Annotated in this window: 16 protein-coding genes; 10 read left to right on the top strand and 6 right to left on the bottom strand. The window is 70.2% G+C overall.

Annotated elements, in window-relative coordinates; all coding sequences use genetic code 11:
- Window positions 1–69 precede the first annotated feature (69 nt).
- The 6 genes from uvrB (at window position 70) to M4J07_RS37345 (ending at window position 7,676) form a co-directional block, all read left to right on the top strand.
- Window positions 70–2,205, top strand: coding sequence for an excinuclease ABC subunit UvrB (gene uvrB / locus M4J07_RS37320; protein WP_255979666.1), 2,136 nt, complete (start codon window positions 70–72; stop codon window positions 2,203–2,205).
- Window positions 2,206–2,366: 161 nt separating this feature from the next.
- Window positions 2,367–2,933 (top strand): TerD family protein, encoded by a 567-nt coding sequence (locus M4J07_RS37325; RefSeq protein WP_305128678.1) that lies wholly within the window; start codon window positions 2,367–2,369, stop codon window positions 2,931–2,933.
- An 11-nt stretch (window positions 2,934–2,944) separates the two neighbouring features.
- Window positions 2,945–4,840 (top strand): TerD family protein, encoded by a 1,896-nt coding sequence (locus tag M4J07_RS37330; protein ID WP_255979670.1) that lies wholly within the window; start codon window positions 2,945–2,947, stop codon window positions 4,838–4,840.
- 235 nt (window positions 4,841–5,075) lie between these two features.
- Complete coding sequence (locus M4J07_RS37335) at window positions 5,076–6,065, top strand: TerC/Alx family metal homeostasis membrane protein (protein ID WP_255979672.1); 990 nt, start codon at window positions 5,076–5,078, stop codon at window positions 6,063–6,065.
- Between the two features lie 132 nt (window positions 6,066–6,197).
- The gene (locus M4J07_RS37340; protein WP_255979674.1) at window positions 6,198–6,506 is read left to right on the top strand and encodes a hypothetical protein; all 309 of its coding nucleotides are present in this window, start codon (window positions 6,198–6,200) and stop codon (window positions 6,504–6,506) included.
- 69 nt (window positions 6,507–6,575) lie between these two features.
- The gene (locus M4J07_RS37345) at window positions 6,576–7,676 is read left to right on the top strand and encodes a calcium:proton antiporter (RefSeq protein WP_255979676.1); all 1,101 of its coding nucleotides are present in this window, start codon (window positions 6,576–6,578) and stop codon (window positions 7,674–7,676) included.
- On the opposite strand, the gene M4J07_RS37350 is transcribed toward M4J07_RS37345, so the two are convergent.
- The gene (locus M4J07_RS37350; protein ID WP_255979696.1) at window positions 7,666–8,934 is read right to left on the bottom strand and encodes an MFS transporter; all 1,269 of its coding nucleotides are present in this window, start codon (window positions 8,932–8,934) and stop codon (window positions 7,666–7,668) included. The genes M4J07_RS37345 and M4J07_RS37350 overlap by 11 nt on opposite strands.
- 172 nt (window positions 8,935–9,106) lie before the next feature.
- Between M4J07_RS37350 and aroQ the strand changes: the two genes are divergently transcribed.
- Window positions 9,107–9,580, top strand: a complete 474-nt coding sequence (gene aroQ / locus M4J07_RS37355) for a type II 3-dehydroquinate dehydratase (protein WP_255979678.1) — start codon at window positions 9,107–9,109, stop codon at window positions 9,578–9,580.
- 13 nt (window positions 9,581–9,593) lie between these two features.
- Here aroQ and M4J07_RS37360 read toward each other — a convergent pair whose 3' ends face one another.
- Entirely contained in the window at window positions 9,594–10,250 is a 657-nt protein-coding gene (locus M4J07_RS37360) for an MBL fold metallo-hydrolase (protein WP_255979680.1), read from the bottom strand.
- A 9-nt stretch (window positions 10,251–10,259) separates the two neighbouring features.
- Window positions 10,260–10,946, bottom strand: coding sequence for a maleylpyruvate isomerase family mycothiol-dependent enzyme (locus M4J07_RS37365; RefSeq protein WP_255979682.1), 687 nt, complete (start codon window positions 10,944–10,946; stop codon window positions 10,260–10,262).
- A gap of 299 nt (window positions 10,947–11,245) precedes the next feature.
- Here M4J07_RS37365 and uvrA point away from each other — a divergent pair, with 299 nt between their 5' ends.
- Entirely contained in the window at window positions 11,246–14,338 is a 3,093-nt protein-coding gene (uvrA, locus tag M4J07_RS37370) for an excinuclease ABC subunit UvrA (protein ID WP_255979684.1), read from the top strand.
- A gap of 62 nt (window positions 14,339–14,400) precedes the next feature.
- Here uvrA and M4J07_RS37375 read toward each other — a convergent pair whose 3' ends face one another.
- A complete protein-coding gene (locus M4J07_RS37375) occupies window positions 14,401–15,003 on the bottom strand; it encodes a YceI family protein (protein ID WP_255979686.1) in 603 nt (200 codons plus the stop codon).
- Window positions 15,004–15,103: 100 nt separating this feature from the next.
- On the opposite strand from M4J07_RS37375, the gene M4J07_RS37380 reads away from it, so the two are divergent.
- Entirely contained in the window at window positions 15,104–15,961 is an 858-nt protein-coding gene (locus tag M4J07_RS37380; RefSeq protein ID WP_255979688.1) for a helix-turn-helix domain-containing protein, read from the top strand.
- Between the two features lie 48 nt (window positions 15,962–16,009).
- Here M4J07_RS37380 and M4J07_RS37385 read toward each other — a convergent pair whose 3' ends face one another.
- Both M4J07_RS37385 and M4J07_RS37390 read right to left on the bottom strand, forming a co-directional pair.
- Window positions 16,010–16,942 carry a carbohydrate kinase family protein gene (locus M4J07_RS37385; protein WP_255979690.1) on the bottom strand — a complete coding sequence of 311 codons (933 nt, stop codon included), beginning with the start codon at window positions 16,940–16,942 and terminating at the stop codon, window positions 16,010–16,012.
- A gap of 87 nt (window positions 16,943–17,029) precedes the next feature.
- Complete coding sequence (locus M4J07_RS37390) at window positions 17,030–18,412, bottom strand: oligosaccharide MFS transporter (RefSeq protein ID WP_255979692.1); 1,383 nt, start codon at window positions 18,410–18,412, stop codon at window positions 17,030–17,032.
- 319 nt (window positions 18,413–18,731) lie between these two features.
- Between M4J07_RS37390 and M4J07_RS37395 the strand changes: the two genes are divergently transcribed.
- Window positions 18,732–20,135 carry a glycoside hydrolase family 32 protein gene (locus tag M4J07_RS37395; RefSeq protein ID WP_255979694.1) on the top strand — a complete coding sequence of 468 codons (1,404 nt, stop codon included), beginning with the start codon at window positions 18,732–18,734 and terminating at the stop codon, window positions 20,133–20,135.
- Window positions 20,136–20,245 lie beyond the last annotated feature (110 nt).

Below are 20,245 nucleotides of genomic sequence, written 5' to 3' on the forward strand. Positions count from 1 at the left end.
GGGGCCCGGGAGCCGGGCGCGGCACGGGTTCCGGCCCGGTTGTCAGTGGTGGGTCGTACGGTGGATTCCATGCGGCCCGTATCCAAGATCGAACGCACGGTGGCACCTTTCGAGGTCGTCAGTCCGTACCAGCCCAGCGGTGACCAGCCCGCGGCCATCGCCGAGCTGGACAAGCGCATCCGAGCAGGCGAGAAGGACGTCGTCCTGCTCGGCGCGACCGGCACCGGAAAGTCCGCCACCACGGCGTGGATGATCGAGAAGCTCCAGCGCCCCACCCTCGTGATGGCGCCGAACAAGACGCTGGCCGCCCAGCTGGCGAACGAGTTCCGCGAGCTGCTGCCGAACAACGCGGTGGAGTACTTCGTCTCGTACTACGACTACTACCAACCCGAGGCGTACGTCCCGCAGTCCGACACGTACATCGAGAAGGACTCCTCGATCAACGAGGAGGTGGAGCGCCTGCGCCACTCCGCGACGAACTCGCTGCTGACCCGCAGGGACGTCATCGTGGTCGCCTCCGTCTCGTGCATCTACGGCCTCGGCACGCCGCAGGAGTACGTGGACCGCATGGTCCCCCTGAAGGTCGGCGCCGAGATCGACCGCGACGACCTGCTGCGTCGCTTCGTCGACATCCAGTACACGCGCAACGACCTGGCGTTCCAGCGCGGCACCTTCCGGGTGCGCGGCGACACCATCGAGATCTTCCCGGTCTACGAGGAGCTCGCGGTCCGCATCGAGATGTTCGGCGACGAGATCGAGGCGCTCTCCACGCTGCACCCGCTCACCGGCGAGGTGATCAGCGACGACGACTCGCTGTACGTGTTCCCCGCGTCCCACTACGTGGCGGGCCCCGAGCGCCTGGAGCGCGCGGTGAACGACATCGAGAAGGAGCTCGGCGAGCGTCTGTCGACCCTGGAGAAGCAGGGCAAGCTGCTGGAGGCCCAGCGCCTGCGCATGCGCACGACGTACGACATCGAGATGCTCCGCCAGATCGGTTCCTGCTCGGGCGTGGAGAACTACTCGATGCACTTCGACGGCCGCGAGCCCGGCTCCCCGCCGAACACGCTGCTCGACTACTTCCCGGACGACTTCCTCCTGGTCATCGACGAGTCGCACGTCACCGTGCCGCAGATCGGCGCCATGTACGAGGGCGACGCCTCCCGCAAGCGCACCCTCGTCGACCACGGCTTCCGGCTGCCGTCCGCGCTCGACAACCGCCCCCTGAAGTGGGAGGAGTTCCAGGAGCGCATCGGCCAGACCGTCTATCTGTCGGCGACGCCCGGAAACTACGAGCTCGCGCGTGGCGACGGCTACGTCGAGCAGATCATCCGCCCCACCGGCCTCGTCGACCCGGAGGTCGTCGTCAAGCCCACCGAGGGGCAGATCGACGACCTGGTGCACGAGATCCGCACGCGCACCGAGAAGGACGAGCGCGTCCTGGTCACCACGCTGACCAAGAAGATGGCCGAGGACCTCACGGACTACTTCCTGGAGCTCGGCATCCAGGTGCGCTACCTGCACAGCGACGTCGACACCCTGCGCCGCGTGGAGCTGCTGCGCGAACTGCGCGCGGGTGAGTACGACGTCCTGGTCGGCATCAACCTGCTGCGCGAGGGCCTCGACCTTCCCGAGGTCTCCCTGGTGGCGATCCTCGACGCCGACAAGGAGGGCTTCCTGCGCTCCGGCACGTCCCTGATCCAGACGATCGGCCGCGCCGCTCGTAACGTGTCGGGGCAGGTCCACATGTACGCGGACAAGATCACTCCGGCGATGGAGAAGGCCATCGACGAGACGAACCGCCGCCGCGAGAAGCAGATCGCGTACAACGAGGCGAACGGCATCGACCCGCAGCCCCTGCGCAAGAAAATCAACGACATCGTGGCGTCCATCGCCCGCGAGGACGTCGACACCGAGGAACTGCTCGGCACGGGCTACCGCAAGGGCGGCAAGGACGGAAAGGGCGCCAAGGCCCCCGTCCCGTCGCTCGGCAAGGCGGACACGGGCAAGAAGAAGCGCGGCAAGGCGGCGGAGACCGTTCCCACGGACCGTCCCGCGGCCGAACTCTCCGAGCAGATCGAGGAGTTGACCGAGCGGATGCGGGCGGCCGCTGCCGACCTCCAGTTCGAGATCGCGGCACGGCTGCGTGACGAGGTGTCGGAGATGAAGAAGGAGCTGCGGCAGATGAAGGAGGCAGGCATCGCCTGACCTGCCCCGACGGGCGGGGCGGCGAGGGTGTGTTGCAAGACCGCCACAAAACCCCGCCCGCGGTGGCGGCGCTGTCAGTGCCGCCCTCTAGGGTTTGACCAACCGCGGACACCCGCGGCAACAGGGGACGGTCCGAGAGGGGACAGCGCGTGGGCATCGACTTGACCAAGGGTCAGGCCATCAGCTTGGAGAAGCAGGGCGGAGGCACCCTCACCGCCGTGCGCATGGGGCTGGGCTGGCAGGCGGCCCCCCGACGCGGACTGTTCGGCACCCGCACGCGCGAGATCGACCTCGACGCGTCCGCGGTCCTCTTCGCCGACAAGCAGCCCGTGGACGTGGTCTTCTTCCGCCACCTCGTCAGCGACGACGGCTCCGTCCGGCACACCGGTGACAACCTGGTCGGCGGTGCGGGCCAGGGCGGCGACGACGAGGCGATCCTCGTCGACCTCGCGCGCGTCCCGGTCCACATCGACCAGATCGTCTTCACGGTCAACTCCTTCACGGGCCAGACCTTCCAGGAAGTGCAGAACGCGTTCTGCCGACTGGTGGACGAGACGAACGGCCAGGAGCTCGCGCGCTACACGCTGGACGGCGGCGGGCAGTACACGGCGCAGATCATGGCCAAGGTCCACCGGGACGGCCCGGGCTGGAAGATGACGGCCCTGGGCACCGCGGCGAACGGCCGCACGTTCCAGGACCTCATGCCCGCGATCCTGCCCGGCCTGTAGCGGGGCCCGCGATGGCGGCCGAGCTGGTGAGGGGTCAGAACCACCCCCTCACCCAGACCCGTCTGGAGATCCGGGTGTCGGCCGGCCGCCCGGTCGTCGCGGGCGCCACGCTCGCCGACGACCGGGGCACCGTGCACGGCACACAGCGCGTCGCCCACCCCGGCGCGCCCGCGCTGCCCGGGCTCGAAGTCCCGCGCCAGGCCGCGTCCGACCACCGCCTCGCCGTCGACCTGGACGCGATGCCGCAGGACGTGCACCGGATCACGGTGCTCCTCGCGCTGCCCGTCGGGACCGGGGGACCGACCCGCTTCGGCGCGGTGGCGGCCCCCTTCGTCGCGGTCACCGGCCTCGACGGCACCGAGGTGGCCAGCTACACCATCACCGACCTCGACACGGAGTCGGCGGTCGTCGCCCTGGAGCTGTACCGCAGGCAGGACGCCTGGAAGGTGCGCGCGATCGGCCAGGGCTACGCGGACGGGCTCGCCGCGCTCCTCGCCGACCAGGGCCTCACGGACGCGCACGCGCTGGCCGGCACCATCCACGACGCCGTCGCCCAGGGCCTGGCCCGCGCGGTGGCGCCCCCGCCGCGCGCCACGGACGAGGCCCAGGTCCGCGCGGCGGCCACGGCGGGCCAGGCAGCGGGCGCCCTGCCGTCGTCCGCCCCCGCCCCGGCCGGCCGGCCGGGCGGCGACGGACCCATCGACTACTCGCACCCAGGCCGTCAGGCACCCCCGCCGCCACCGACGGCACAGCCCGCGGAGCCGGGCCGGCCGGCCGTTCCCGTCGCGGGCGACGCCACGGGCTGGTCCATGGAGGAGCGGCTGTACAACCAGGTGTGGGGCATGTTCGAGGACCTCGCCCGCACGGCCGCCGCCTACCGCAGCGCCGTCGACTTCGCGGACTCCCGCATGGAGCAGGAGCTCGATCACGTCCTCTCCGACCCGCGCAGCCGCATCGGCGGGCAGGGCGACGCGGCGCGCGAGGCCGCCCGGGCCAAGCACGGCGCCCTCGTCGACCGGGCCAGGGAGGCCCTCGACCGGGACGTCGCCCAGCTCGTCGCCGAGTCCGACGTCGTCGAGCCCGCGCTCCCCGCCGCGTACGCGCGATGGGACAACCCCTGCTGGCACGCCTACCGCAGCCCCATGGAGATCCCCATGGCCGTCCGCCTGGGCGATCTGAGGCTGCCCGAGAGCGAGGCGGCGGGCCTGCGCATCCCGATGCTCGTACGGCTGCCGCTGGAGCGCGGCCTGTGGATCGACGCGGGAGCCTCCGCCGGTGACGCCCTGACGGACGCCGACGAACTGCGGGCCCGCGCCGCGCACACCGCGGTCATCCATGCGGCCAGGCTGCTCGCGGCCTATCCGGCGGGCGAGTTCAGCGTGCACGTCGTCGACCCGGCGGGCACGGCCGCGGGCGCGCTCGCACCGCTGGTCGAGGCCGGTGTCCTGGCGAGCCCGGTGGCCAGGGGAGCGGCGGGCGTCAGCGAGACGCTGACGCGGCTCACCGAGCGCGTCGACCTCGTCCAGATGGCGGTCAGGGCCGGCGCCGCCGACGCGCTGCCGCCCGATCTGGACGTCGCCGAGCAGCTCCTGATCGTGCACGACTTCCCGCACGGCTTCGACGACCGGGCCGTCACCCGACTGCGTTACCTCGCGGACGAGGGCCCACAGGTCGGCGTGCACCTGATGCTGGTCGCCGACCGGGAGGACGCCGCCGAGTACGGACCGCTCCTCGACCCGCTGTGGCGCGCCCTGCTGCGGCTGACGCCGGTGCCCGACGACCACCTCGCGGACCCCTGGGTGGGGCACGCCTGGACGTACGAGCCGCCGACCGTCCCGGACGGCAGCGCGATCCTCCGGCAGGTGCTTGCGGAGGTAGCGGACGCCCGTCGCGCAAGGGGCCTTTGACCTGCAGACTTGGGGACTTCTTTACTGAAACCTTTACCTTTCATGGGCCTTTCGGGTACTCTTCTTGACGCGGAGGGGAGTACTCCCTTGCATGCGGCGTTCCCGTCAATACGGACGACCGGCCCGATGGCCGTCGATCCCGGGGCGTCGGCCCGAGGCGCGGTTCGGCGCCCGGGTGGAAGAGACCTCCGGCAGCGACGACGCTGATCAGTAGCCGTACGACGCCGGAGGCGCAGTGGACGTTTCAATGACCCTGTGGGTGCTGACCATTCTTGGTCTGGGCGCCCTGATCGCGGTCGATTTCTTCATCGGGCGCAAGCCCCATGACGTGTCGATCAAGGAAGCCGGTATCTGGACGATCGTCTGGATCGTGCTCGCCGTGCTCTTCGGCATCGGCATCATGATCTGGGGCAGCGGCCAGGCGGGCGGCGAGTTCTTCGCCGGCTTCATCACGGAGAAGTCGCTCAGCGTAGACAACCTCTTCGTCTTCATCCTGATCATGGCGAAGTTCTCCGTGCCGACCCACCTGCAGCAGCGTGTGCTGCTGTTCGGCGTGCTCATCGCCCTCGTCCTGCGGGCGATCTTCATCGCGGCGGGCGCCGCGATCATCGCGAGCTTCTCGTGGGTCTTCTACCTCTTCGGTGCCTTCCTCATCTACACCGCATGGAAGCTCATCAAGGAGGCCATGGCGGACGAGGAGGAAGAGGACTTCGAGGAGAACCGCCTCCTGAAGTCCATCGAGAAGAAGTTCGGCGTCGCCGACCGGTACCACGGCACGAAGCTCTTCATCGTGCAGCACGGCAAGAAGGTCATGACGCCGCTCCTGGTCGTCATGCTCGCCATCGGCATGACCGACGTGCTGTTCGCCATGGACTCGATCCCGGCGATCTTCGGCCTGACCCAGGACCCGTACATCGTCTTCACGGCCAACGCGTTCGCCCTGATGGGTCTGCGCCAGCTGTACTTCCTCATCGGCGGTCTGCTCAGGAAGCTGGTCCACCTCAGCTACGGCCTGTCGGTGATCCTCGGCTTCATCGGCGTGAAGCTGGTCCTGCACGCGCTGCACGAGTCCGGGGTGCACGTACCGGAGATCTCGATCCCGGTCTCGCTCGCCGTCATCTGCGGCGTGCTGGTCATCACCACGATCACCAGCCTGATCGCCTCCAAGAAGCAGGCCGAGCGGGACGCGGCCGAAAAGGCTCAGAAGGACAGCATCGAGGCCTGACGCCACACGGCGTAGGAATTACCAGCACCGGGAGGAGCGCGCGGCTGATTGCCGCGTGCGTCTCCCGGTGCTTGCTTGTGCTGTGAGCGCGCCCCGGCCCCGGGGCGCGACAGCACGACGGGAGCACACCCCATGAGCCAGAAGTTCGTCCAGATCATCGACTTCGAGTCCCAGCGGATGGACGAGATGCAGGAGCTCCTCGACCGGTTCGAGCAGCAGATGTCCGGCACCCCCGGCGGCCCCACGCACCGCATCCTGCTCAAGGACCGGGACACGGCGGGCCGCTACCTCGCCATCATCGAGTTCGAGTCCTACGACGACGCGATGCGCAGCAACGAACGCCCCGAGGTCGCCAGGCTCAACGAGCAGCTCTCCGCCCTCTGTACGCGCCCGCCGGCCTTCACCAACTGCGACCTGAAGGACACGCGTGAACTGAAGTGAGGCCGGTCCGGCCGCTGCCGGCACGGCTGCGAAGTCGCGCCCCCACTCCACCCCGGGCACCATCGATGCATGATCACCAGACTCCGGGCCGTGGCCACCCGGTGGACCACCACCGTCCCGGTCCTGGCGATCGTGCTGCTCGGGTTCACCTGGGGGCGCGATCTGCCGGCCGCCGTGGTGGTCCTCGTCTCCGTCGTCCTCGCCCTGTCCGTGCTCGCCGCCGTCCACCACGCCGAGGTCGTCGCCCACCGGGTCGGCGAACCCTTCGGGTCCCTGGTGCTCGCCGTCGCCGTCACGATCATCGAAGTCGCCCTCATCGTCACCCTGATGGCCGACGGAGGCGACAAGAGCGCCACACTCGCCCGGGACACGGTGTTCGCCGCAGTGATGATCACCTGCAACGGCATCGTCGGCATCAGTCTGCTCGCCGCCGCGCTCCGCCACCGCGTCGCGATCTTCCAGTCCGAGGGGACCGGCGGCGCCCTCGCGACCGTGGCCACGCTCGCGACCCTCTGCCTGGTTCTGCCGACCTTCACCACCAGCAAACTGGGCCCGGAGTTCTCCACCTCCCAACTGGTCTTCTCGGCCGTCTCAGCGGTCGTCCTGTACGGGCTCTTCGTCGCGACGCAGACCGTCCGGCACCGCGACTACTTCCTGCCGATCACCAAGCACGGCGAGGTCATCGACGCCGACGACCACGCCGACGTGCCGACCACGCGCACCGCCCTGATCAGCCTCGGCATGCTCGGGCTCGCCCTGATCTCCGTCGTCGGTCTGGCCAAGGGGGTCTCGAAGACGATCGAGCAGGGTGTGGCGGCGGCCGGTATGCCGCACGCCGTCGTCGGCGTGATCATCGCGCTGCTCGTACTGCTGCCGGAGACCATCGCGGCCCTGCGCGCGGCCCGCCGCGACCGGGTGCAGACCAGCCTCAACCTCGCGCTCGGCTCCGCGATGGCCAGCATCGGTCTGACCGTGCCGGCCGTCGCCATCGCCTCGTTCTGGCTGTCGGGGCCGCTCATCCTCGGTCTCGGCGCCACCCACATGGTGCTGCTCGCGCTGACCATGGTGGTCAGCACCCTCACGATCGTCCCCGGCCGCGCCACACCGCTCCAGGGCGGCGTCCATCTCGTGATCCTCGCCGCGTACATCGAGCTCGCCGTCACGCCGTGACGGGCTCCTGCGCCACCCGCGCGGGCGCCGTCTCGGGCAGCAGCGCGAAACACACCAGGCTCAGCGCCGCGATCCCCGCCAGATACATCCCCACACCCCATGGAACCCCCGCTCCACCACCGGCCAGCGCCGTCGCCACGATCGGCGTCAGCGCCCCGCCCAGCACACCACCCAAGTTGTAACCGACTGCCGCACCCGTACAACGGACCCGCGGCTCGTACAGTTCCGGCAGATACGCGGCGATCACCGCGAACATCGTGATGAACGCGAGCAGCGCCACCAGGAACCCCAGGAACATCAACAGCGGTTCCCCTGTGGTCAGTAGGGCGACCATCGGCACCATCCACACCACCGCCACCGCGGACCCCGTCAGACACATCGGCCGACGTCCGTACCGGTCGCCGAGCAGGGCCGCGACCGGAGTCAGCGCCCCCTTGATGACGACGGCCGCCATGATGCAGACGAGCATCGTGGAGCGGCTCACGCCGAGCCGCTCCACTCCGTAGGCGAGCGACCAGGTCGTGACCGAGTAGAAGATCGCGTACCCGACGGACAGCGCGCCCGCGGTGAGGAGCACCAACCTCCAGTGCCCGCGCACGACTTCGGCGAGCGGCAGGCGCGCGGGCTCGCGCACCGAGAGGAACGCCGGACTCTCCACCAACGAGCTGCGCAGCCAGAGCCCGATCAGCGCCAGGACTCCGGCCGCCCAGAACGGCACCCGCCACCCCCAGGCCGCGAACTGCGCGTCCGTGAGCGTCGCCGACAGCGCCAGCATGATCCCGTTGGCCAGCAGGAACCCCACCGAAGGGCCGATCTGCGGCAGGCTCGCCCACAGGCCGCGCCGCGCGGCGGGCGCGTGCTCGGCGGTCAGCAGCACCGCACCGCCCCACTCGCCGCCGAGCCCGAGCCCCTGAAGGAAGCGCAGCAGAAGAAGCAGCAGGGGAGCGGCCACGCCGATCGACGCATACGTAGGCACGCAGCCGACCGCCACGGTCGCCGCGCCCGTCAGCAACAGCGATCCCACCAGCACGGGGCGTCGGCCCCGGCGATCCCCGATGTGCCCGAACAGGACGGAACCGAGAGGCCTCGCCACGAAGCCCACTCCGAATGTCGCGAAGGCGGCCAGAGTCCCCGCGAGCGGCGAGAAGGTCGGGAAGAACAGCGGGCCGAGGACGAGCGCGGCCGCGGTGCCGTAGACGAAGAAGTCGAAGAACTCGATGGCGGTGCCGGCCAGTGAAGCCGCCGCGAGCCGCGTCAGTGACGGACGGTGAGTGGTGCGCATGTCGCGGCAACTACCCGTGATCGCCGCTGGTTACGGGGGCGTACGAGGGTGCGTCGTGGGGCGCGGGAGGCCGAGAGGCGGGCGCCCGTCCCGAAAGAGCCCGTGATAGACCCTCAGGGAGCAACTGCCCGACCTACGGAGGCCCTCTGTGCCGCACACCCTCGCCACCGCCCCGATCATGGTTCTGAACGGCCCGAACCTGAACCTCCTGGGCAAGCGTCAGCCGGAGATCTACGGCACCGACACCCTCGCCGACGTCGAGGCGCTGTGCGTCAAGGCCGCCGCGGCACACGGCGCCACCGTGGACTTCCGGCAGTCCAACCACGAGGGCGAACTGGTCGACTGGATCCACGAAGCGCGCGAGAACCACGTCGGCATCGTCATCAATCCCGCCGCCTACTCGCACACGTCCGTGGCGATCCTCGACGCGCTCAACACCTGTGACGGCCTGCCCGTGCTGGAGGTCCACATCTCCAACATCCACCAGCGCGAGGAGTTCCGGCACCACTCCTACGTGTCGCACCGCGCCGACGGAGTGATCGCGGGATGCGGCGTCCAGGGCTACGCGTTCGCGGTCGAGCGCGTCGCGTTCCTCGCCGCACCGGGCACCACCCAGGCCTGAACCGTGTGGCTGTTCACCAGCCTCGCGCGCGCCACTCCTGGAGGTGGGGGCGCTCGGCACCCAGCGTCGTGTCGTTCCCGTGCCCCGGATAGACCCACGTCTCGTCCGGGAGCGGGGCGAAGATCTTCGACTCCACGTCGTCGATGAGGCTCTCGAAGGCCTGCGGGTCCTTCCACGTGTTGCCCACGCCGCCCGGGAAGAGACAGTCGCCGGTGAAGACGTGCGGGTGGCCGTGCGGGTCGTCGTAGACGAGCGCGATGGAGCCCGGCGTGTGTCCCACGAGGTGGCGTGCCGTGAGCGAGATCCGGCCGAACTCGATCGTGTCCCCGTCGGCGACGGCGACGTCCGTCGTCACCGGGATGCCCTCGACGTCGTCGCGCCCCGCGTACGTGCGCGCGCCGGTCGCGCCCACGACCTCGGCGAGCGCCTGCCAGTGGTCGCCGTGGCGGTGGGTGGTGACGACGGATCCGATGCCGTCGTCACCGATGAGGCGCAGCAGCGTCTCCGGCTCGTTCGCCGCGTCGATCAGCAGCTGCTGGTCGGTCGCGCGGCATCGCAGCAGATAGGCGTTGTTGTCCATCGGCCCGACCGCGACCTTGGAGATCATCAGGTCCCGCAGTTCGTGCACGTCCGCCGGCCCGCCGACCTTCACCGCTCCGCTGTACGTCATGGGCTCAGCCTATAGCGGGGGCAGAGCGGGCAGCAGGCCCCCGTCCACGGTCAGCGCGGTGCCCTCGCGGCGGCCGCAGAGCCAGCCGAGGAGGTCCGCGGGGCGGCCCCGGACCGCGAGGGGTCCGCTGTCGGCGCCGCCCGTCGTCCAGGTGCGGTCCGCATCCGTGGTCAGCGAGAGCGAGGGCACGTCCTTGTGGCCGGTGAACCGCTCGGCCAGGAAGTCGATCTCACGGAAGGTGAAGTCCGCCGGGAGGTCCTCCAGCTCGTAGCCGATCCCCAGGTCCACGTGGTGCAGCTCGACCTCGGCGAGCCGGCGGAAGGGGACGCGGGAGGCTGCGTCGGTCACGCCGTTGCGCAGCTCCACCGTGCGCGACCAGTCCGCGTCGACGGCCCCCAGGCGCTGGAACCCCTCCGCGGTGTCGTGCACGTCCTCGACCTGCTCGCGCAGGCCGCGCGGGGCGTCCCGGGCGATGTCGGCGTCGCGGGCGTCCGCGCTCACGTACATGGGCCGGCCCTCGAGGACATTGACCAGCGCGTCCGCGTTGCGGGCCAGATGGGCGAGCACGTGACCACGGCTCCAGCCCGGAAGCCGTGACGGCTCGGTCACAGCGGCGTTGTCCAGGGTGCTGACCGCGGCGAGCAGCCGGTCGGTCGCTTCGCGTACAGACAGCAGGTCGCGTACATGATCAATCATGGCGCCGACGATAGCGGGGCCACACGTTCGGGTGAAGGTGGCCGACCCCGCGCCAAAATCGAATGTACGTGCTATAGGCTCGTTCGCGGCATCGGGCATTCTTGGTGGTCGGGGTTTGTTACCAACCAGGGAAACCAACCGGCGCTGTCAGTGGCTCCCTCTAGTCTTCGAAGGACAGCCTTCTCAGGACTTCTCCAGCGGCTTCTCCCGAGATCCCGCCCGGCTCGTCCTCGAAAGTCAGACCTCGGGAGACGGGGGCCCCGCCCCTGTCACATCTCTCCAGAAAGGTGCGGACCGGCGTGGCCGACCGTCTCATCGTCCGTGGCGCGCGCGAGCACAATCTTCGGAATGTCTCGCTCGACCTCCCGCGCGACTCCCTCATCGTCTTCACCGGTCTGTCCGGCTCCGGAAAGTCCTCGCTCGCGTTCGACACGATCTTCGCGGAGGGCCAGCGCCGGTACGTCGAGTCGCTGTCGTCGTACGCCCGCCAGTTCCTCGGCCAGATGGACAAGCCGGACGTCGACTTCATCGAGGGCCTCTCCCCGGCCGTCTCGATCGACCAGAAGTCGACCTCGCGCAACCCGCGCTCCACGGTCGGCACCATCACCGAGGTCTACGACTACCTCCGCCTGCTCTTCGCGCGCATCGGCAAGCCGCACTGCCCGGAGTGCGGCCGCCCCATCGCACGCCAGTCGCCGCAGGCCATCGTCGACAAGGTCCTCGAGCTGCCCGAGGGCAGCCGCTTCCAGGTTCTGTCGCCGCTGGTGCGCGAGCGCAAGGGCGAGTTCGTCGACCTCTTCAGCGATCTGCAGACCAAGGGCTACTCCCGCGCGCGTGTGGACGGCGCGACGATCCAGCTCTCCGAGCCGCCCACGCTGAAGAAGCAGGAGAAGCACACCATCGAGGTGGTCGTCGACCGCCTCACGGTGAAGGACTCCGCCAAGCGACGCCTGACCGACTCCGTGGAGACCGCGCTCGGCCTCTCCGGCGGCATGGTCGTGCTCGACTTCGTCGACCTCCCCGAGGACGACCCGGAGCGCGAGCGCATGTACTCGGAGCACCTGTACTGCCCGCACGACGACCTGTCCTTCGAAGAGCTGGAGCCCCGCTCCTTCTCCTTCAACTCGCCCTTCGGCGCCTGCCCCGACTGCACGGGCATCGGCACGCGCATGGAGGTCGACCCCGAGCTGATCGTTCCCGACGAGGACAAGTCGCTGGACGAGGGCGCCATCCACCCGTGGTCGCACGGCCACACCAAGGACTACTTCGGGCGCCTCATCGGAGCCCTGGCGGACGCCCTCGGCTTCCGGACGGACATTCCGTTCGCGGGCCTGCCGCAGCGCGCCAAGAAGGCGCTCATCTACGGCCACAAGACCCAGATCGAGGTCCGCTACCGCAACCGGTACGGACGCGAGCGGGTCTACACGACGCCCTTCGAGGGCGCCGTCCCGTTCGTCAAGCGCCGCCACAGCGAGGCCGAGTCCGACGCGAGCCGCGAGCGCTTCGAGGGCTACATGCGCGAGGTGCCCTGCCCCACCTGTGAGGGCACGCGCCTCAAGCCGATCGTCCTGGCCGTCACGGTCATGGGGAAGTCCATCGCCGAGGTCTCGGCCATGTCCATCAGCGACTGCGCCGACTTCCTGAGCGAGCTCACGCTGAACGCGCGCGACAAGAAGATCGCCGAGCGCGTCCTGAAGGAGGTCAACGAGCGGCTTCGCTTCCTGGTCGACGTGGGCCTCGACTACCTGTCGCTGAACCGCGCGGCCGGCACCCTGTCCGGCGGCGAGGCCCAGCGCATCCGGCTCGCCACCCAGATCGGCTCCGGCCTCGTCGGCGTCCTGTACGTCCTGGACGAGCCGTCGATCGGTCTCCACCAGCGCGACAACCACCGCCTGATCGAGACACTCGTGCGCCTGCGCGACATGGGCAACACGCTCATCGTGGTCGAGCACGACGAGGACACCATCAAGGTCGCCGACTGGGTCGTGGACATCGGCCCCGGCGCGGGCGAGCACGGCGGCAAGGTCGTGCACAGCGGTCCCTTGAAGGAACTGCTGACGAACGCCGAGTCGATGACCGGTCAGTACCTGTCGGGCAAGAAGTCGATCCCGCTCCCGGACATCCGGCGCCCCGTCGACCCGTCGCGCCGCCTCACCGTGCACGGCGCGAAGGAGAACAACCTCCGGGACATCGACGTCTCGTTCCCGCTGGGCGTCCTCACGGCCGTCACCGGTGTCTCCGGCTCCGGCAAGTCCACGCTGGTCAACGACATCCTCTACACACATCTGGCCCGCGAGCTGAACGGGGCGCGTTCCGTCCCCGGCCGGCACACGCGCGTGGACGGCGACGACCTGGTCGACAAGGTCGTGCACGTCGACCAGTCGCCCATCGGCCGGACGCCCCGGTCGAACCCGGCGACGTACACCGGTGTCTTCGACCACGTCCGCAAGCTGTTCGCCGAGACGACCGAGGCGAAGGTCCGCGGCTACCTGCCGGGGCGCTTCTCCTTCAACGTCAAGGGTGGCCGCTGCGAGAACTGCTCCGGTGACGGCACCATCAAGATCGAGATGAACTTCCTGCCGGACGTGTACGTCCCGTGCGAGGTCTGCCACGGCGCGCGCTACAACCGGGAGACCCTGGAGGTCCACTACAAGGGCAAGTCCATCGCCGAGGTCCTGGACATGCCCATCGAGGAGGCCCTCGACTTCTTCGAGGCCGTCCCCGCGATCGCCCGTCACCTCAGGACGCTGAACGACGTGGGTCTCGGATACGTCCGTCTCGGACAGTCCGCACCGACCCTGTCCGGCGGCGAGGCACAGCGCGTGAAGCTCGCCAGCGAGCTGCAGAAGCGCTCCACGGGCCGCACGGTCTACGTGCTCGACGAGCCGACCACCGGTCTGCACTTCGAGGACATCAGCAAGCTCATCACGGTGCTGTCGGGCCTCGTCGACAAGGGCAACTCGGTGATCGTCATCGAGCACAACCTCGACGTCATCAAGACCGCTGACTGGATCGTCGACATGGGCCCCGAGGGCGGCAGCGGCGGTGGCATCGTCGTCGCCGAAGGCACCCCGGAAGAGGTCGCGGCCGTACCGGCCAGCCACACCGGCAAGTTCCTCCGGGACGTCCTCGGCGCCGACCGGGTCAGCGACGCGGCGGTGCCCGCGGCGCGGACGCGGAAGTCGGCGGCGAAGAAGACGGTGGCGGCGACCAAGGCCCCGGCCAAGAAGACCGCCACGGCGAAGGCCAAGCCCGCGGTCAAGTCGACGGCGAAGAAGGCCACTTCGGCGGCGAAGACGACGCAGGGCAAGGCGCCCGCCAAGTCGGCGGCCAAGACGGCCAAGTCGACGACGGCCGCCAAGAAGACGACGAGCCGGGCCCGCAAGGCCTGACCCGTCGGACACGGAAGCGGCGCCCCGCGGGAACTTCCCGCGGGGCGCCGTGCGTTCAACGATCAGCCGGCCTGGCCCTGCGGTTCACGGGGTTCCACGAACTCCATGTCCAGTTGAATCTTCACGACGTCACCGAGCATCCCGCCGCCGAAGTCGAGCCCGAAGTCGCTGCGCCGGATCTCACCCGTCGCCTCGAAACCGGCGTGCCGGCTCCCGTCCATCGGCACGTCGACGACGCCGCCGAACTCCACGTCGAGCGTCACCGGACGCGTCACGTCACCGATCGTCAACTCGCCCACCAGGGACCAGTCCTCGCCCGAACCGCTCACCCCCGTCGAGCGGAACACCATGGTCGGACGCCGCTCCACGTCCAGCAGATCGGCGGAGCGGGTGTGCGCGTCCCGGTCCGCGTTGCCCGTGTCGATCGACGCGAGCGAGATCGTGGCCGTCACCCGCACGTCGGCCGGCGTCTCGCCGACGTACAGCGCGGCCTCCACCTCCGAGAAGCGGCCACGCACCTTCGCGATACCGAGGTGCCGGATCGTGAAGTTCACCGCGGAGTGCAGCGGGTCGAGCACCCAGTCGCCGGAGGCGATCGGCAGCGCGGCGGTCGACGTCGCCGTCGCGGTGGGGGAGTCGGTGAGCGAGGAGTTGTTGTCAGCCATGGCTCCAGCCTGTGCCGTCGGTGAGGGGCGAGGAAGGCCGAGCCGAGACTGGTAGTGGCAGGGCCACGATCAGCCGGCGCCGCCTTGGTACGTTCGAGGAGTGACGGACAACGAGTTGGGGACGTATCTGCGCACCTGCCGGGAAGCGGTCACGCCCGCCGACGTGGGGCTGCCCGCGGGCCCGCGGCGGCGCACCCCCGGTCTGCGCCGCTCCGAGCTGGCCACCCTGGCCGGCATCAGCGTGGAGTACCTGACCCGCCTCGAGCAGGGGCGTGACCGCCATCCCTCGCCCTCGGTCCTCGGCGCCCTCGCCGACGCCCTGCACCTCCCCATGGACGAGCGGATGCTGCTCCGCCGCCTGGCCAAGGCGAGCGGGGACGACGCCGTGTTCTGCTCGGGAGCCTCGGCGCCGTCGCACGCGGTGCGGCCCGCCGTCCGTGCCCTGCTCGACCGTCTCGAACCGACCCCCGCCGTACTGATCAACTGGGTCGGCGACATCCTCGCCCACACGGAGGGCTACACACGCTTCGCCGGACCCCTCGGCATCCTGGACGGCGAACGGCCGAACATGGTCCGCTACGTGTTCACCGACGAGCGGGCCCACACCGCCTATCCCGACTGGGACCGCGTGGCCGACGACCAGGTGACCCGGTTCAGGCAGGGAGCACCGCTCCAGGACACCCATGTCGCCGCGCTCATCGACGAGTTGACCGTGACCGCGGGCGCGCCCTTCGTCGACCGGATGGCCGCGCCGCCCGCGCCACCCCGGCGCACCGGACACGACCTGGTGACCCACCCCGAGGTCGGCACGCTGCGTCTGCTGCACGAGACGCTGTCGCTGCCGGACGTCGATGCCCAGACGATCCTGGTCCACCTGCCGGCCGACGACGCCACGACGACGGCCCTGGACCGGCTCAACGGCCGTACGCCGGGAGCCCTTCGCGCGGTCAGCGGGTGAGCGGGGCCGACGGCCCACCCGCACCCCGGCGCCCGGGCAGGGGTGGGCTCACAGGGCGCCGACCTCGGACGCGTACGGCGGCTCGGCACCCGCACGCGAGCAGGTGATCGCCGCGGCACGGGCCGCGAACCGCAGCAGCCGCGCCCAGCCGTCACCGTCCAGCGCGGCGACAGCCGCGGGGGAGAGGGCGTCCTGCAGCGAAAGGCCGTGCAGGAGCGCCGCGTTGACGGTGTCACCGGCGCCGATCGTGTCCACGACGTCGACTCGCTCGCCGGGCACGGAGTACTCGCCGCCGTCCCGGGTGAAGACGGCGAGGCCGTCCCCGCCGCGCGTCATCACCACCGCGGCCGGCCCGGCCGCCAGCCACTCCTGTGGATTCCCGCCGAGCCACTGCGCGTCCTCCTCGGACAGCTTCAGCAGCGCGGTGGACGGCAGCCAGTTCTTGAAGCGGGCCCGATAGGCGTCCGGGTCCGGGATCAGGCCGGCCCGGATGTTCGGATCGAGCGCAGTGAACACCCCCTGGGCGGCGGCCGACCGCATGACCTCCTCGTACGCGGTCGCTCCCGGTTCCAGGACCAGCGAGCAGGTGCCGAACGACACCGCCCGCGTGCCCGCCGGAAGCCCGTCCGGTACGGCGAACAGCCGGTCGGCGGTCCCCTCCACGTAGAAGGAATAACCCGCCGAGCCGTCGGAACCGATGGACGCGACGGCCAGCGTGGTCGGCTCGTCGCCGCGCTGCACCGAGGACACGTCGACCCTGGCCGAACGCAGCCCGTCGAGCAGCGCCACACCGAAGGCGTCCCGTGACACGCGTGAGCAGAACCCCACGGAGGAGCCGAGCCGACCGAGCGCGACAGCGGTGTTGTACGGGCCACCGCCACGCCGAGGCGCGAGGGCGGGCAGCTCGGGGGCCGGACCGCCGTCGGGGCTCGCGCCCTGCGGGACGAGGTCGATCAGGGCCTCTCCGGCGACGACTATCACGGTGGTTCCTCTCGGACGGCGAACGGGCGATGCGGGACGTTCAGGGGCCGGCGGCGACGACGCGCGCAGCGGTCACCCCGGGGCAGGCTAGAGCTTCACCGGCTGCGCGGCACCACGCCTCCCCGACGCGGGCACCTCCGGCACCGAAACGGGCACGTCGAGGGCGGTATCGGGCAACGCAGCGGACGGCAACGCCTTGGCGTCAGGCCGCAGAGTCAGCACCGATATCGCCGTGCACACGGCCACCGTCCCCGCCATCAGCAGATACGTGGGAGCGAAGCCGACCGAGTCGTAGCCGATGCCCGCCAGCGGCGAGATGATCGCCGCACCGAGCTGCGCCGCGAGCTGGAAACCCACCAGATAGATCGAGGAGGACAGCCGAGACGCGAAGTGCAGGTTGATGTACTTGAAGATGGCGATCAGCATGATCGGCAGCTCCGCGGCATGCATCAGCTTCACCGCGGAGATCGCGACCGGGTCCGTGACCAGACCGGACAGGCCGATGCGCGCGGCCATGATGCAGCCGGACAGGAGCAACGACCTCTTCGGACCGAGCCGGTTCACCAGGAACGGGGCGAGGGCCATGCCGCCCGCTTCGAGGAAGACCTGGACGGAGTTCAGGTCGCTGTACATCCGGTTCCCTTCGTCCGCTGTCCCGAAGAGCGAGGCGAAGTAGGAGGGGAACATCTGGTCGTAGGTGTTGTACGTCGCCGTCACCGCGACCACGAAGAGCAGCAGCCCCCAGAAGGCCGGGAGGCGCAGCAGCGCCTTCACGTCGGTGAGGGAGACCGTGGCGGCTGCCTCGTCCACGGCGGCGGACCTGCGCCCGCCCGTCACCCGGATCGAGACGATCAGCACGAGGAAGACGGCCGCGGAGACGGAGGCGGCCCAGAAGTTGAGCCGCGGGTCGACGTTGAACAGACGGCCCGCGAAGAACGTCGCCGCCGCCCAGCCCAGCGAACCGAACATCCGGGCCCGCCCGAACTCGAAGCCGTGGAACCGCCCGAGCCGTTCCGCGTAGCTCTCCAGCGTGGCCACGGCGACCGCGAACGCCATCGCGAGGTAGGCCGCGCCGACGACTAGCCCGAGCGCGAACTGCGCTCTGAGCAGCGGCCCGTACACATAGATGTACATCGGGCCCACGAGCAGCATGAGCCCCGCTATCCAGTACAGGAGGTTCTTGCGCAGACCGAGCCGGTCCTGGACGTAGCCGTAGAGCGGCATCGTGATCAGGCAGCCGATGGCGTTGGCGCTGATGACCAGGGAACTGCGGCCCGCCGAGAGACCGATGTCCTGCGTCAGCCAGATGGAGAAGAGGGACCAGGACAGCGACCAGGTCACGAAGAACATGAAGAGCGCCGCGCTGACGAGGCTGAAGTTCAGCCGCCGTCGGCCCGCCCCGGGGACTGCGGTGCCCGCCGTCCGGTCGGGTCCGGGCCCGGGTCCGGACCCGGTGAACTGGTCGGTCATCTGCTGCGCTCCCTTGCGCCTCTGGCGCCCGGCCATGATGCCGGACGTCCGAGCCCCACTCGGAGCTCCCACATCGGTCGATGAGATTCGGTGGCCCGCTGCACCGCTGCACCGCTGCACCGCTGCACCGCTGCACCGCCGTGCCGCGGTGACCGCCGTAGCCGTCGCGCGCCGCGAGTCCGGCCTGCCACGGCCGACAACGAGCCCGAACCCAATGCCCTGAGCACTAGTCCTGACACGTGCTAGGGCTGTGTAACTATCACGTGTTAGGTTCCCCGAATCAAGGTTTCCACCCGGAGAAGTTCGAGGAGCTGCCGCCATGGCCGACCGGACCGCACACCCGCACCCACCCGTCGACCGGGACGTCCCACGCCTCCACGTGCGGCCCGCCGCCGGCCAGTGGTGCAACGACCCGAACGGCCCGCTCTTCCACAACGGCCGCTACCACCTCTTCCTCCAGCACAACCCGCACGCGGCGGTCTGGGGCGACATCCACTGGGCCCATGCCTCCAGCCCCGACCTCGTGCGCTGGACCGACCACGGCATCGCCCTCGCGCCCACCCCGGGCAGCCCCGATGCGCTCGGCGCCTGGTCCGGGTGCGCGGTCGTCGAGGACGGAGTCCCGACCGCCGTGTACACCGGCATGGACCGCGACGACGGAATCGGTTCGGTCATGCTGGCCCACTCCGTCGACCCGGACATCCGCACCTTCAAGGCCGAACCGCATCCAGCCGTCCCCGGACCACCGCCCGGCCTCGACCTGATCGCCTTCCGGGACCCGTACCTCTTCACCCACGAAGGACGCCGCTGGGCGGTCATCGGTGCCGGTCACCGCGACAGCCGCCCCGACGTGCTCCTCTACCGTGTCGACGCCCTGACGCAATGGACCTACGTCGGCTCCCTCCTCGACGGCACCGACCCCGTCGCCGCACGGCACGCGATGCCTGCGACTGCCTGGGAGTGCCCGGCGCTGCTGCCCACGGGGGACGGCAGACAGATGCTGCTGCTGTCCCTGTGGATCGACGGCGTGACGTACACGACGGCGTACCTGACCGGCGAACTGCGGGCGGCGGACGGTGAGTCGCTGCGCTTCGTCCCGACGACGGGCGGCGTCTTCGACCACGGTCGCGACTGCTATGCGTCGACCGCGCTCGTCGAGGACGACAGGAACCTCGTCTGGGGCTGGAGTTGGGAGTCACGCACCGAGGCGGAGTGCGTGACGGCCGGCTGGGCGGGATGCCTCACGCACCCCCGGGAGGTCGGGGTGCATGCGGACGGTTCCCTGCGGGTGGCGCCCGCGCGGGAGCTGTACGGGCTGCGGGGGCGCGCCGTCCCGGCCGGGGACGAGCTTCCCCCGGCGTACGAGGTCCAGGTCGATGTCTCCGTGGCTCAGCCGGACACCGAGGTCGCCGTGCGTCTCGGGCCCACGGTCGAGCTGCGGGTCAATCCCACGCGGGGACTGCTGACGCTGGACCGCACGGCCGCGCCGGCGTCGGCCGTGCACCCGTACCGACGTACGCCCACGGTGACGGCGGCTACGTCCGGCGGGCCGGGTGGGCGGCTCCGGGTATGCGTCGACGGGCCCTTGATCGAGGCGTTCTGGGACGAGCGAGTGGCCGTGACGGAGAAGGTGTATCCCGCACCGGTCGGTGTCCTTTCGGTCGAGGTCGTGCAAGGGGTCGGGGACGTGTCGGTGTCCGTGTGGGAGGCGGGGGAGAGTTGACGGTCCGCACTGGTCCGCACTGGTCCGTGCGTCGACGCCGTGGGGCGGCGGGGTCGGCGACGCGCGATCCGGTGCGGGACCGGTGATCTTTCCCGCCGGTTCGCATGGGG

The organism is Streptomyces longispororuber (assembly GCF_024448165.1).
GTDB classification, from domain to species: domain Bacteria; phylum Actinomycetota; class Actinomycetes; order Streptomycetales; family Streptomycetaceae; genus Streptomyces; species Streptomyces longispororuber_A.

What these genes read in the sequence shown, in the direction of transcription:
- M4J07_RS37360 (WP_255979680.1), bottom strand. Translation starts at nt 10,250, where the DNA reads ATGACGTACAGCGGAGCGGTGAAGGTCGGCGGGCCGGCGGACGTGCAC.
- M4J07_RS37330 (WP_255979670.1), top strand. Translation starts at nt 2,945, where the DNA reads ATGGCGGCCGAGCTGGTGAGGGGTCAGAACCACCCCCTCACCCAGACC.
- M4J07_RS37340 (WP_255979674.1), top strand. Translation starts at nt 6,198, where the DNA reads ATGAGCCAGAAGTTCGTCCAGATCATCGACTTCGAGTCCCAGCGGATG.
- M4J07_RS37390 (WP_255979692.1), bottom strand. Translation starts at nt 18,412, where the DNA reads ATGACCGACCAGTTCACCGGGTCCGGACCCGGGCCCGGACCCGACCGG.
- M4J07_RS37395 (WP_255979694.1), top strand. Translation starts at nt 18,732, where the DNA reads ATGGCCGACCGGACCGCACACCCGCACCCACCCGTCGACCGGGACGTC.
- M4J07_RS37375 (WP_255979686.1), bottom strand. Translation starts at nt 15,003, where the DNA reads ATGGCTGACAACAACTCCTCGCTCACCGACTCCCCCACCGCGACGGCG.
- uvrB (WP_255979666.1), top strand. Translation starts at nt 70, where the DNA reads ATGCGGCCCGTATCCAAGATCGAACGCACGGTGGCACCTTTCGAGGTC.
- M4J07_RS37345 (WP_255979676.1), top strand. Translation starts at nt 6,576, where the DNA reads ATGATCACCAGACTCCGGGCCGTGGCCACCCGGTGGACCACCACCGTC.
- M4J07_RS37365 (WP_255979682.1), bottom strand. Translation starts at nt 10,946, where the DNA reads ATGATTGATCATGTACGCGACCTGCTGTCTGTACGCGAAGCGACCGAC.